Raw genomic sequence first — 13,074 nt, forward strand, 5'->3', positions numbered from 1 at the left:
CAAGACGAACGTCGTGTCATCCGCGCCAGTTGGCCTCGTAGAAGCGGACGTAGCCGCTGCGCAGCGTCACGCACTGCGCGCGTGTCTCCGACAGCAGGCGCCGTGCAGCCGCCTCGATACGGTCGCGATGCTGGTCGAATGCGCCGACCATGTCCTCGAAGCGCGGCGACGCCGCGCCGAAGTGATCTTCCAGCGCCTCGGCGGTGATCTGACATTGGACGCGCTCGCCATTGACCAACGCCGTGAACGCAAGCATCAGGTCGCGCCCCGAATACTCGGGCTTCTCGTTCGTGAAATGGATCTGCATGGGAGCCGCCTCGACCGGTAGAAAACGAATGACCGCGTCCATCGTCCGCTACCGGCCGGACGAAACGTACGCGGGCTCGCCGGCGGAGGCACCGCCCGCGGAGATAGGCGCGAACGATGCATGCCGGTTGCTTTCCACTTTAGACGGTTTCGCGCAAGAGACAAATTTTCCGGTGTGCGTCGTTCCGACGCGCATTTCATCAGATCAGCGCGGCATCCGGCACCGTTTCGGAAACCGGCGTCAGTGAGGATCGTTCGGCCACACGTTGAGCGCGATGGCCGCCGTCGTGGCGCCCACCGCGATCGCGGCCGCCCCGTATCGCACCGCATCGGTCAGATCGAACAGCAGCCCGTGGATCGCCACGGCGATGCCGCCCAGCATGATGAAGGTGGCGATGGCCGCCAGCACGACTCTCAGTTCCGTCCGAACCATGATGCGTCTCCCGAACGGATGCATGTCGCGTCGCATGCATGTTGCATTGCGGAACACGGCGCGTGCGTGCTCCATTTCCATCATTGCAGGCGGGCATTTAAAAGCAAGGGGATTTTGTTCGCGGTCGCGCTTCGTACGCGGCGCTTGTATGATGATGCGTACCCGGATGGTTGCCGTTCGCACACCGATGGTGCGCCGCACGCGGAGGCGGGAATCCGTAGAAGATTTCAGTGCGCATGCGTGTACCGGATCGGCCGATTTCGAGGCGCATGGGGCCTGAGTGAGTGTCGAAATGCTCACCGGGCTCGACCGCGGAGCATGGGACCAGAGCAAGCGCTGAAGCGCTAACTCAGGTCGACCGCGAAGCATGGGACAGCAGTAAGCGCTAAAGCGCTAACTGCTGTCGACAGGAGACAAGTCATGCCGCAACCCTTCGTGCTGCCCGCCACCGCGGGTCGCACCGACCTGCTCGCGCAGGCGCATGCGCGTTCGACCGCGGTCGGCCTGCGCGCGCACGAACGCCCGGATTTCTCGCCGCTGTCGCGCCTCGCGCTGCGTGAACTGCTCGACACGAATCACGCACTGTTCTCGCACGCGCGCCCGGTGATGGAGAACCTCCACGCGCAGATCGCCGACACGCAAAGCCTCGTGCTGCTGACCGACGCCGACGGCGTGATCCTGCACAGCATCGGCGACGCGGACTTCATCGAGAAAGCCAACCGCGTCGCACTGTGTACGGGCGTGTCGTGGGCGGAAGGCGCGCGCGGCACCAACGCGATCGGCACCGCGCTCGCATCGGGCCAGGCCGTCGCCGTGCATGGGTCCGAACACTTCCTGCGCGCCAACCACATCCTCACCTGCTCGTGCGCGCCGATCTTCGACCCGTTCGGCCGCACGCTCGGCACGCTCGACGTCAGCGGCGACCCGCGCGGCTCGAGCCCGCATACGCTCGCGCTCGTGCGGATGTCCGCGCAACTGATCGAGAACCACCTGTTCGCGAACCAGTGCGCGGAAGCGTTGCGGCTGCGCTTTCATGCACACGAGGAATGCGTCGATTCGCTGTTCGCCGGGCTCGTCGCCTTCGGCCCCGACGGTGGGCTGATCGCCGCGAACCGCAGCGCACAATTCCAGCTCGGCGCATCGTTCGACGCACTGCAGCATCAGGCCAGCGACGCGCTGTTCGGCATGCGCTTCGGCCAGCTCGCGCAGCAGGCAGCGCGCGCGCCGGGCGTGATGTTCCGCCTCACGCTGTCGACCGGCGTCCGCGTGCTGGCGCGCTGCGAATTCGCGGAAGCGCACAAGACCACCGTCGCCGTCACGCCGCCCGCGCCCGCCGCACGGGCGCGCACACCCGACCCCGACACGATCACGTTCGCGACGCTCGACACCGGCGACGCACGCATGGCCGCCGTGCTCGAACGCGTCGCGAGGATCCGCGGGCGCGACCTGCCGCTGCTGATCCTCGGCCAGACCGGCACCGGCAAGGAATGGCTCGCCCGTGCGCTGCACCACGCATCGCCGCGCGCGGACGGCCCGTTCGTCGCGGTCAACTGCGCGGCGCTGCCCGATTCGCTGATCGAGGCCGAGCTGTTCGGTTACGAAGACGGCGCATTCACCGGCGCACGCAAGCGCGGCAGCCCCGGCAAGATCGTGCAGGCCGACGGCGGCACGCTGTTTCTCGACGAAATCGGCGACATGCCGCTCGCGCAGCAGGTCAGGCTGATGCGCGTGCTGCAGGAACGCGCGGTGATGCCGCTCGGCGGCGCGCGCGCGGTGCCGGTCGACGTGCGCGTGGTCTGCGCGACGCACCGCGACCTGCGCGCGATGATCGCGGAAGGCACGTTCCGCGAAGACCTGTTCTACCGGATCAACGGGCTCGCGGTCACGCTGCCGGCGCTTGCCGCACGCACCGACCTGCCCGCGCTCGTCGAGCGGATTCTCGCGCGGCTCGCGCGCAGCGAACCGATGCCGCGCCGCATCGCGGCCGACGTGCTCGACGCGTTCACGCGCCACCGCTGGCCCGGCAACCTGCGCCAGATGACCAACGTGCTGCGTACGGCCGGCATGCTCGCCGAAGACGAAGCGGAAATCACGCTCGCCCATTTGCCCGACGATTTCTGGCTCGATTGCGACGACGCACCGGCAGCGCCCGCCACCGCAGCGCCGGCCGCGTCGGCCGGCACGCGCGAAGGCACGACGCTGCAAAGCCACCAGGCCGCGGTGATCGACGCCGTGCTCGCGCGACATGGCGGCAACGTATCGGCGGCCGCGCGCGAGCTCGGTCTCGCCCGCAATACCGTGTACCGGCACCTGCGCCGGCATTGACGCCAGCGGCCGGCCGACGCCGGCCGCCGGCACGTTCGGGTATGCTTGGCGCGTTGCCGCCGAACCGCCGCCCGCCCTGCCTCCGCCATGACCGACCCGGAACACCTGCCCCTCGTGCGCATCGAGCCGCTCGGCGCGACCTTCGATGCGCCCGATTCACTAACGCTGCTCGAAGCCGCCGCGTTCGCGCACGTGTCGCTGCCGCGTTCGTGCCGCAACGGCACGTGCCGAAGCTGCCTTTGCCGGATCGTCAGCGGCAGCGTACGCTACACGATCGAATGGCCGGGGCTGAGCCGCGAGGAAAAGGCCGACGGCTATACGCTGCCGTGCGTGGCCGTCGCGACGTCGGACCTCGTGCTCGACGTGCCCGACGCGGTCATGCTCGACTAGCCGAGGCGCGCTCGCGCGTGCCGTCCTGCAACGGTTGATCCTGAGTGGAGAACGTCATGACCCAGCAAACCGATCGCATCGAAAAACAGGCCCAGCTCAACGCATCGCCCGACCGCGTGTGGGAAGCCGTCAGCAATTCCGGCGAATTCGGCCAGTGGTTCGGCGTCACGTTCGACGGCCCGTTCGCGGCCGGCCAGCCGCTGTTCGGCCGCATCACGCCGACCCGCGTCGACGACGACGTCGCCAAGGCGCAAGAGCCCTACGCGGGCACTGTGTTCGAAATCGTCGTCGACCGCGTCGAGCCGAAACAACTGTTCTCGTTTCGCTGGCATCCGTTCGCGATCGACCCGACCTTCGATTACTCGACCGAGCCGATGACGCTCGTCACGTTCACGCTCGCCGCACAGGCCGGCGGCACGCTGCTCACCGTCACCGAAACGGGCTTCGACCAGTTGATCGAAGCGCGCCGCGCGAAGGCGCGCGAGATGAACGACCAGGGCTGGGCCGCGCAGATGACACTGATCACGAAATACCTGGCGAAGCACGCGTAGCGCGCCGCCACGCCGCAGGTCCGTGCCGACATGCGCATCGACGTGCGTGGCATAATCCGCTCCATCGTCGCCTGTACGTCACCGCGCATCGCATGCTGAGTCGTCGCCTCCGGAAGATCGGCAGTCTGATCGGGATGCTCGCCATCCTGATGACGGCGCTCGCGCCGACGATCTCGCAGGCACTGACGACGCAGCAGCGCGTCGATACGCTGCTGGCCGGCTACTGCACGGCCGCGCCGGCCACCGGCGAGCGCGCCGCCGATGCGGCGCAGAAGAGCCTGACGGCCCACCTCCAGGCATGCGGCTATTGCAGCCTGCTTGCTCACGAACCCGCACTGCCCGCGCCCGAACTGACGTTCGCGGCCAACGTGCACGTCATTCAGCATCGCGAAGCGACCCGCTTCGACAGCCTGCGCCGCGCGCTGCCGCTCACGGCCGCGCAACCGCGCGCCCCGCCGTTCTCGTCCTGATTCGTCGTCAATGCCCGTGATGCCCTAAGGCATCGCGTGGCCCGCGCACGCCGCCGGCGTGTGCGACCCGTCACGTTTCGAAGGACGATCATGTGTCACCGTATTGCGCTCGGCGTCGTGCCGTGCGTGCGGTTGGCTGCTTCCGGTTCGTACTGCCGCGCCGACATTCGCTCGAGGGCGAACGTCCGGCCGCGCACGTTCGCGCTGACGCCAGCTGCCCTCGGTGCTGCTGCGAAGGTACGCGTGCATCCGTCCGTCGAATCCGTGTTGCTCCATCCGATTCGCCACTCGCACACTCGACCATGAAAACCTCCTCTTTCGTTCGCGGCGCGCTTGCCGCCCTTGGCTTCGTCGCCATCCAGGCTGCCCACGCCCACGCGCTCCCGAAAACTCAGGAACCGGCTGCCAACGCCACGCTTTCGAGCGCGCCGCACGCGGTCACGATCGGCTTCAGCGAAGCGCTCGAACCCGCATTCAGCTCGATCGCCGTCACCGACAGCCATGGGCAATCGGTCGTCGACGGGAAATCGTCCGTCGATGCACACAACCGGAAACGCATGCAGGTCGCGCTGACCCACCTGACGGCCGGCACGTACACGGTCGCATGGATCGCGGTGGCCAGCGACGGCCATCGCACGCAAGGCCACTACGCGTTCACGCTGAAATGAGGTCCGCGATACGCATCGACGATCCGCGCCGGCCGCGTCACCCCCTATCCGCTGCATCTACCCATCAGGAGAACCAATCATGAAGCGCTCGATTCCGACCAGCCTGCTGTTCGCACTGCTGGTGCTGCAAGCCCCCGCCACGTTCGCCGCGCCGGCCGTGCAGGCAGAAAATTGCTGGATCCGCGCGATGCCGGCAACCGTGCCGTCGTCCGGCTACTTCACGCTGAAGAACGACGGCGACGCGCCCGTCACGCTGACCGGCCTCGACTCGCCGGCGTACGGCATGGCAATGCTGCATGAAACGCAGACGAGCGGCAGCACCGCGAAGATGGTCCATGTCGACGCCGTCGAAGTGCCCGCGCACGGCACGGTGAGCTTCAAGCCGAAGAGCTATCACGTGATGCTGGAGCAACCGCGCCAGGCCGTCGCGCCCGGCGCGAAGGTACCGTTCCGGCTGCATTTCGCGGACGGATCGACGGTGTCCGTGACCTGCGACGCCAAGGCGCCGACCTACGCCGGCCAGTAACGTCCGCCGCCCCCGATCGAAGGAGATGCACATGAAACATCGCCTGCCGCTGGCCGACCTGATCGTCCGCTACCGGACGCCGCTGAACGTCGCCGTGATGATCGCCTGCGGGTTATGGGCCGGGTGGATCGCGTGGATGACGCGGCCCGCCGCGATCGATACGCCGCCGTCGATCCCGGCGTACTGCATGCGCGACGCAAGCTGACGCGCCGCGACGGCGCGGTTCCGGCACGAGCCTGCGCCCATTATTGGCGTGGCATCATCGCTTCATCCCGACCGCCGGAACCGCCTCTCGGAGCGCCGCATGTCCATTCAGACCTGGATGCTGTTTGCCGCAGCCTATCTCGCCACGACGCTGTCGCCGGGGCCGAACGTGCTGCTCGTCATCCGCAACACGGTGCGCTACGGCACGCACGGCACGGCCGCGACGATCGCGGGCAACCTCGTCGCGCAAGGGGTGGTCGTGGTACTCGTCGCGCTCGGCGTCGGCGCGGTGCTGGCCGCGATGCCGCCGCTGTTCGTCGCGATGAAGGTGGTCGGCGCCGCGTACCTGATGTTCCTGGGTGTCCGGCAACTGCGCGGCGACCGCAAGGCCGCCGCTACGACCGGGGCAGAAGAGATCGCCGCGCCCGACCGCGGGAAACTGTTCCGCGAAGCACTGTTCGTATCGGGCAGCAATCCGAAGACGATGATCTTCCTGTCGGCATTCATGCCGCAGTTCATCGTGCACGAGCGCCCGCTCGCGCTGCAGTTCGTCGTGATGTACGCGACGATCGCATGCACGGTGGTGATCGTTCACAGCGTCTATTCGGCCGGCGTGCGCCGATTCCATCGCGGCTTCGGCATGAGCCGCGCGGTGCGCGCGCTCAAGCGCGCCAGCGGGCTGCTGTTCGTCGGGCTCGGGATCAGGCTGCTGACTGCGCGGCAGGCTTAAGCCGACGCGCGCCCGTCAGCGCGTGTGTGCGGCCAGCTCGGCCGCGATCTCGCCGAACGACGGCCGCGCATCGACGTCTTCATTCAGGCAGGCCACTGCGAGCGCATCGAGCGCGTTTCGACTGGCCCACGTGCGCGGCTCGCATCGTTCGAGCAACTCGCCGAGCAGATGGCCGAACGCCCGTACCTCGATCCGTTCGAACGCTGCAGCACGGGTGCAATCGTTCGCATCGTAGAGCGATGCCGCGCCGAAATCCCCGAGCAGCGCGCCGCCTTCGCCATCGTGCAGGATGTTGTGCGCGTACAGGTCGCCATGCATGATGCCGCGGGCATGCAGATGGCCCGCCACCGACGCGATGCCATGCGCGATCCGCACCGCCTCCACCGGCGTGAATTTCGCATCGGCCGCATACACGTCGCGCGTGCAGGTCGCGAAGCTCGGCGGCCCGGCGAGGTTCGTGAGCGCGGGATCGACCAGTTCCATCACGAGGCCGTGCGTGCCGTCCGGATGCCCGCTCACCTTGCCGATCACCGGGATCATGCCCGGATGGCGGCCGGCGTGCAGGCACGCGGCCATTTCGCAATCGGGCAGGCCGTCGCTCGTCACCGCGCCCTTGAACAGCTTGACCGCGACCGCCCGTGGCGGATGCCCGTCCGCGCGCCATTGCGCGCGGTAAATGACGCCCGACGCGCCCTCGCCCAGCTTCTGCTCGCAGGCCAGCGATGCCCAGTCGACGTTCGCGACCTCGGGCTCGGCCGACGCCGCGGCTTCCGGCGCGGCGCCGAACGGGTTGCCTGCGGCGGCGAGCCATGCGAGGCGTGGCAGGCGCAGCAGCCAGTCGGGCAGTGCGTGCAGTTGGTTCGCGGACAGCCGCACCAGTTCGAGCGCGCGGCATGCGGCCATTTCCGCCGGCAGCGCACGCAGCCGGTTGCCGGCGAGCATCAGCTTCTGCAGCCGCGAGCAATCGCCGATATCGGCCGGCAGTTCGTCGATGGCGTTGTCGGTGAGGATCAGCCAGCGCAGCGCGCGCGGCAGCGACCCGCTCTGCACCGTTTGAATCCGGTTCGTCTTGAAGCCGATCATGTCGAGCTGCCCGCACGCGCCGAGCACGTCGGGGAGCGCGGTGAAGCGGTTGCCGGACGCGAACAGGATGCGCAGGCGGTGCAGCCGCGGCAGGTCGTCCGGCAGTGCGGACAGCGCATTGCCGGTGAGGTCGAGCACTTCGAGCGTGTCGGCGAGATCGAAGATCGCGCGCGGGAATTCCGTCAACCCGCATGCGAGCTTGAGTTGCCGTGCGCCGGCGAGCTGGCCGGCCTGCAGTTGTTCGAGGGTGTGTGTCACGCGGGGAAAACGGGTGGCGGTTGCGACGATCGTCGGGTCGATCGCCCGAATTCTACCGGGATCGCCTGCGTGCATTCACCGATCTTGTCACACCCCCTTCACAAACGCGCAACGTCGCGCTAGAATTGCGCCCCTTGCAGTGCCGACGTGGTGAAATTGGTAGACACGCTATCTTGAGGGGGTAGTGGCGAAAGCTGTGCGAGTTCGAGTCTCGCCGTCGGCACCAAATGCGGTTTCTCCGCATGCACCGTCATTCCGGAAACCCGCGACAGCACGACGCTTCGCGGGTTTTTTGTTTTTTGATGGTCGGCCACGGCAGGTCGTCGCCGGCAAAAGTGCCTGGACAACGTCGGGCCGTCGCATCCATCCCTGTCGATCAGACGGCGCCCGGCCTCAGTCGAAGACTGTTCAGGAACGCCTCCCACACTTGCAGCGCGCCAGCTTCATCCACGGGCGACGTTGCTTCATCCCGCGACAGATCGGCCGTCCTTGCGCCGAGTATCAACTGAATGGCGGTATGGGGTTTCGCCAGCGTGGCCGGATCGCCGGGTGCGAGCAGGTAGAAGCGATACGAAGTGATGTCGCCTTCGTTCAGTTCGAACAGCACTTCTTCGGCGTCCATTCCCGCGACGGTGCGCTTGCCGTTCCGCACGATGCGGTAGCTTCCGTTCGACAGCCGGTTAAGTTGTGACCTCAGTTCGGGCAACGTCTTGGTCAGCGATGATTTCTGATCCACGTCCACCGCATCACGCATCTGGATCACCAGCAGCGCCGGACGACCCGGCATCAGCGCAAACGACTGAGACACTTCCTCTGTAGAAGTCGACGAGCCCGTGGCAATCCCGCCGTCAAAGCAGAATCCCGATTCGGTCGGCACCGACCAGTTATCACGTGCCTTGATGCGGCGATAGATGCCGTTGTAGATCTCTTCTGCCCGATCAATTGCCGCCGACCCGATACTGCCGGTTGTATGAAATAGCGTTTTATTTTCGTAGATATACCCTTCAGTATCGAAAGGTAGTTTGGCAGCCTTTGCAATCCCTTCTTGATAGACAAAAACTCTTGAAGTGCTTGTCGGAGAAAGCGTCTTCTCGAGCCAAGCAGGCCCTGCGCTATCGTTCGGGTTTGCAGGATCAAAGCGGCGCCTGGTGCGATACTCCCTTTCCAACCCGTCAACCTTGGCTTGATAGATAGCACGCGTTACGTTGTATTGCGTCTCCAGTTTCTCGCCTTGAAACTCGTACCGCTCATTCGTGATGACGCTTGCCGCCGGGCGGTCGAACACGAAGCGGCCGACGCACCACGGACGCAGGTTGGACAACACGGGATTGGCGACCGTCAACTCCTCGGCGAACGCGATCGAGCAGGCATAGATGCTCGCCGCCAAAAACAGAAATCGTCCCACTCGTGTCAGCATGTTGGTTCCGGTGCGTCGATTGTGATTTGCACGATACTGTAGAGCAACGCACAGACACGGGCATCGACAACCGTCGATCAATGCATCATCGCGGCGGCCGCGCGCATCACAACAGCGGCAGCGTGAGCCGGATATGCTCCGCAAACGCCGCCGTCAAATGCGACGGCCGCTTGCGATCGAACTTCAGCGCAATGCCCACCGCCGGCAACGGCGGCAGGCGCGGATCGCCGGTGACGATCGCCAGATCCGCCGGCACCGCCGTCTGCGTCATCACCGCGAACGCCTGCCCGGAACGCACGAGCGCGATCAGCCCCGCGAGACTGCTGCTCGCATACGCGACGCGGTAATCGCGGCCCGCACGACCCAGCGCCTCGCAGGCCGCGAGGTGATCGAGCGTGTCGCGATCGGACAGCGCCAGCGGCAACGGATCGAAATGCGCGGGCTCCAGCCCCGGATAGCCGATCCAGACCAGTTGCTCGCGGCGAATGATGTCGCCGTTCGCACCGTCGTCCGGCAATGAAATCATCGCCAGATCGACCGCGCGTTTCTCCAGCTGCTCGATGAGCCGCGGCGTCGGCCCGCACACGACCTCGACGATCGCCTGCGGATGCTGGCTCGAAAACTGCCGCAGCAGCGACGGCAGCCAGACTGCCGCGTAATCGTCCGGGCAGCCGAAGCGGATCGTCCCCGACAACCCCGTGCCGCACAGGTCGGCCATCGCCTCGTCGTGCAGCCGCAGGATGCGCTGCGCGTGCACCAGCAGCCGCTCGCCCGGATGGGTCAGCACCACGCCGCGCCCGGTGCGCTGGAACAGCGGCTGGTCGACGGCCTCCTCGAGCCGCTTCATCTGCTGGCTGAGCGCGGACTGGGTCCGGCCGACGCGCGCGGCCGCGCGGCTGAGCGCACGCACCTCGGCGATCACGACGAACGAGCGCAGCAGGTCGATTTCGAGCGAAAGCGCCAAGGTATTAGCTCCTTTTCTACCTTGCATTAGAACTATTCGTTTCCATCAAACCAGACGCGCGCCTAGACTGCAAGCGCCCCCTGCCCCTTTCCTGGAGACACCCGATGTCCCTGAACGACGACCCGACCTTCTGGCGCAATGCCAGGCAGCACCTGGTCCGCTACGGCGGCACGTTCGAGCCGATGATCATCGAGCGCGCGCAAGGCAGCTTCGTGTACGACGCGGACGGTCGCGCGATCCTCGATTTCACGTCGGGGCAGATGAGCGCGGTGCTCGGCCACAGCCATCCGGAGATCGTGTCCGTGATCGGCGAATACGCCGGCAAGCTCGACCACCTGTTCAGCGGGATGCTGTCGCGGCCGGTCGTCGACCTCGCGACGCGCCTCGCCGACGTCACGCCCGCCGGGCTCGATCGCGCGCTGTTGCTCAGCACCGGCGCGGAATCGAACGAAGCGGCGATCCGGATGGCGAAGCTCGTCACCGGCAAGTACGAGATCGTCGGCTTCGCGCAGTCGTGGCACGGGATGACCGGCGCGGCCGCGTCGGCCACCTACAGCGCCGGCCGCAAGGGCGTCGGGCCGGCCGCCGTCGGCTCGTTCGCGATTCCGGCGCCGTTCACGTACCGGCCGCGCTTCGAGCGCAACGGCGCCTACGACTACCTGGCCGAACTCGACTACGCGTTCGACCTGATCGATCGTCAGTCGAGCGGCAACCTCGCGGCGTTCATCGCCGAACCGATCCTCAGCTCGGGCGGGATCATCGAACTGCCGGAAGGCTATATGGCGGCGCTCAAGCGCAAGTGCGAGGAACGCGGGATGATGCTGATCCTCGACGAGGCGCAAACGGGCGTCGGCCGCACCGGCACGATGTTCGCGTGCCAGCGCGACGGCGTGACGCCCGACATCCTGACGCTGTCGAAGACGCTCGGCGCCGGGCTGCCGCTCGCGGCGATGGTGACGTCCGCGGCAACCGAGGAACGCGCACACGAACTCGGCTACCTGTTCTACACGACGCACGTGTCGGATCCGCTGCCCGCGGCCGTCGGCCTGCGCGTTCTCGACGTCGTGCAGCGCGACGGGCTCGTCGAGCGGGCGAACGTGATGGGCGACCGGCTCCGGCGCGGCCTGCTCGACCTGATGGAACGCTTCGACTGCATCGGCGACGTGCGCGGGCGCGGGCTGCTGCTCGGCGTCGAGATCGTCAAGGATCGCCGCACGAGGGAACCGGCGGACGGGCTCGGCGCGAAGATCACGCGCGAATGTATGAAGCTCGGGCTCAGCATGAACATCGTGCAGTTGCCGGGCATGGGCGGCGTGTTCCGGATCGCGCCGCCACTGACCGTCAGCGACGCGGAAATCGATCTCGGAGTGTCGTTGCTCGAGCAGGCGATCCGGCGCGCACTGTAACGGAACACGCGATTCGACGCCGGGCACCTCGAAGGCTAGTCGAGCCGCCCGGCCCGGAACACGCTGCGCAATTCGTCATGATTGTGGACGTTGAGCCGGCGATAGATCTTGCGGACATGATCGACGACCGTGCTGTCGCGCAGCGCGAAGTCGCGCGCAATCTCGCTGTGCGAGCGGCCCAGCACGAGCGGCACGCAGAGTTCGCGTTGTCGCTCGGTGAGGCCGAATGCGAAACCGAGCCGTTCGACCATCAGCCTGAGCGGCGGAAAGTGCTCGATATGGATCACGATCGCGGCATCGCGCTGCAACGCGACCGCGTCGGTACATCGATAGGCCTTGAAGCGGAAACGCCCCGCAAGGCTGCGACGCTCGAGCGTCGCGGGTGGCGCCGGGTAGCCGAGCCAGATCCGGTCGAGGTTCGAGCGCAGCGGCGCGAGCCAGTCCGGCAGGCGTTCGTTGCGGTAGAACGCGACCGGCTCGCCGGTCGCGAGCGCCAGCATCCGGATGCTGTCGGCGTTGTGCAGCAGGAGCCGGCCATCGTCGTCGACCACCAGGGTCGCGGACTCGCTGCATTCCGATTCGTGCAGCGTGGGCTGCACGGGCCGCGACAGCGCATGGGCCAGATGCCGCGCCACGGGTTCGATGTCGCGATGGTTCTGGTCCGAGAACGGACGCGCGCCCGGTGCGCGCGACAGCAGCAAGCTGCCCCAGCCGCGCGTGCCGTCCGTCGCGGTCAGCTCGAGACAGTGGCGCATCGACACCGGCCGCCACAGATCCGCATACATGTCGCTCGCCAGCAATGCATCGTCGTAGTGCGCGCTGTTGTCGAAGCCGCGCCCGCGGCGCATCGCATCGGAAAACGTGATGCCCAGCACCTGCTGCCGGGACGTGTTGTGGATGTTCGCGAAATACGTCGGCAAGAGCGAATAGACGACCTCGTTTTCGCTGCACACGTCCGACACGGCGTAGTGTTCGTCGGCATAGAAGAACATGCCCCAGTCGGCGCCGACGATGTGCCGGGCCGCCTCAATCACATGAGGAATGACGAGATGCGGCTCGACGGCAAGCGAACAGAGCCGACGAATATGGCTGGCAAGCGCGACGTGTTTGTCAGACATGAATGCGCTCCTCGAACATGCACCGGATTCGTTCGCGGGTCGCGGCGAGACGCTCGACTGCACACGCTCCGCGATGTCTGTGCAGTGTAGGCATTCCACATGACAACGGCGGCAAATACCCCCTTTCAAGAGGGCGTTAAACCGGCATGCGGGTTCTATCATTCCGCCATTCCGGCTGCATTCGCGTGACGAACCCGCTCCTGCGCGTTCGGCACGGGAGATTTG

General features: G+C 66.7%; 15 protein-coding genes and 1 tRNA gene. 10 read left to right on the forward strand and 6 right to left on the reverse strand.

Annotation, left to right across the window (positions count from 1 at the left end; genetic code table 11):
• Positions 1–16: 16 nt before the first annotated feature.
• Both CFB34_RS14855 and CFB34_RS14860 read right to left on the reverse strand, forming a co-directional pair.
• Positions 17–307 (reverse strand): DUF1488 domain-containing protein, encoded by a 291-nt coding sequence (locus CFB34_RS14855; protein WP_039366385.1) that lies wholly within the window; start codon positions 305–307, stop codon positions 17–19.
• Between the two features lie 240 nt (positions 308–547).
• The gene (locus CFB34_RS14860) at positions 548–823 is read right to left on the reverse strand and encodes a DUF2964 domain-containing protein (protein ID WP_232352775.1); all 276 of its coding nucleotides are present in this window, start codon (positions 821–823) and stop codon (positions 548–550) included.
• A gap of 336 nt (positions 824–1,159) precedes the next feature.
• Between CFB34_RS14860 and CFB34_RS14865 the strand changes: the two genes are divergently transcribed.
• From CFB34_RS14865 to CFB34_RS14900, 8 genes are all read left to right on the forward strand, one after another.
• Positions 1,160–3,064, forward strand: a complete 1,905-nt coding sequence (locus CFB34_RS14865) for a sigma-54-dependent Fis family transcriptional regulator (RefSeq protein ID WP_089441862.1) — start codon at positions 1,160–1,162, stop codon at positions 3,062–3,064.
• An 87-nt stretch (positions 3,065–3,151) separates the two neighbouring features.
• A complete protein-coding gene (locus tag CFB34_RS14870) occupies positions 3,152–3,454 on the forward strand; it encodes a 2Fe-2S iron-sulfur cluster-binding protein (RefSeq protein ID WP_089426933.1) in 303 nt (100 codons plus the stop codon).
• Positions 3,455–3,510: 56 nt separating this feature from the next.
• A complete protein-coding gene (locus tag CFB34_RS14875) occupies positions 3,511–4,005 on the forward strand; it encodes an SRPBCC family protein (RefSeq protein WP_089441861.1) in 495 nt (164 codons plus the stop codon).
• Positions 4,006–4,097: 92 nt separating this feature from the next.
• Complete coding sequence (locus CFB34_RS14880) at positions 4,098–4,475, forward strand: DUF2946 domain-containing protein (protein ID WP_089441860.1); 378 nt, start codon at positions 4,098–4,100, stop codon at positions 4,473–4,475.
• 302 nt (positions 4,476–4,777) lie between these two features.
• On the forward strand, positions 4,778–5,143 hold the full coding sequence (gene copC / locus CFB34_RS14885; protein ID WP_089441859.1) for a copper homeostasis periplasmic binding protein CopC: 366 nt from the start codon (positions 4,778–4,780) through the stop codon (positions 5,141–5,143).
• A 79-nt stretch (positions 5,144–5,222) separates the two neighbouring features.
• Complete coding sequence (locus CFB34_RS14890; protein WP_089441858.1) at positions 5,223–5,669, forward strand: copper chaperone PCu(A)C; 447 nt, start codon at positions 5,223–5,225, stop codon at positions 5,667–5,669.
• Between the two features lie 31 nt (positions 5,670–5,700).
• A complete protein-coding gene (locus tag CFB34_RS14895; protein WP_171026713.1) occupies positions 5,701–5,874 on the forward strand; it encodes a hypothetical protein in 174 nt (57 codons plus the stop codon).
• 99 nt (positions 5,875–5,973) lie between these two features.
• Entirely contained in the window at positions 5,974–6,603 is a 630-nt protein-coding gene (locus CFB34_RS14900) for a LysE family translocator (protein WP_089441857.1), read from the forward strand.
• A gap of 15 nt (positions 6,604–6,618) precedes the next feature.
• Here CFB34_RS14900 and CFB34_RS14905 read toward each other — a convergent pair whose 3' ends face one another.
• Positions 6,619–7,944, reverse strand: a complete 1,326-nt coding sequence (locus tag CFB34_RS14905) for a leucine-rich repeat-containing protein kinase family protein (protein ID WP_089441856.1) — start codon at positions 7,942–7,944, stop codon at positions 6,619–6,621.
• Between the two features lie 141 nt (positions 7,945–8,085).
• Between CFB34_RS14905 and CFB34_RS14910 the strand changes: the two genes are divergently transcribed.
• Positions 8,086–8,170, forward strand: a tRNA-Leu gene (locus CFB34_RS14910).
• Between the two features lie 150 nt (positions 8,171–8,320).
• On the opposite strand, the gene CFB34_RS14915 is transcribed toward CFB34_RS14910, so the two are convergent.
• Positions 8,321–9,361 (reverse strand): T6SS immunity protein Tli4 family protein, encoded by a 1,041-nt coding sequence (locus CFB34_RS14915; protein WP_179243750.1) that lies wholly within the window; start codon positions 9,359–9,361, stop codon positions 8,321–8,323.
• Positions 9,362–9,467: 106 nt separating this feature from the next.
• Complete coding sequence (locus CFB34_RS14920; protein ID WP_179243751.1) at positions 9,468–10,352, reverse strand: LysR family transcriptional regulator; 885 nt, start codon at positions 10,350–10,352, stop codon at positions 9,468–9,470.
• 77 nt (positions 10,353–10,429) lie between these two features.
• Here CFB34_RS14920 and CFB34_RS14925 point away from each other — a divergent pair, with 77 nt between their 5' ends.
• Positions 10,430–11,731 carry an aspartate aminotransferase family protein gene (locus tag CFB34_RS14925; RefSeq protein ID WP_089441854.1) on the forward strand — a complete coding sequence of 434 codons (1,302 nt, stop codon included), beginning with the start codon at positions 10,430–10,432 and terminating at the stop codon, positions 11,729–11,731.
• Positions 11,732–11,766: 35 nt separating this feature from the next.
• Here CFB34_RS14925 and CFB34_RS14930 read toward each other — a convergent pair whose 3' ends face one another.
• Positions 11,767–12,849 carry a LuxR C-terminal-related transcriptional regulator gene (locus CFB34_RS14930; protein ID WP_089441853.1) on the reverse strand — a complete coding sequence of 361 codons (1,083 nt, stop codon included), beginning with the start codon at positions 12,847–12,849 and terminating at the stop codon, positions 11,767–11,769.
• Positions 12,850–13,074: the final 225 nt, after the last annotated feature.

Origin of the sequence: Burkholderia sp. HI4860, from assembly GCF_002223045.2 — a bacterium.
GTDB lineage: Bacteria > Pseudomonadota > Gammaproteobacteria > Burkholderiales > Burkholderiaceae > Burkholderia.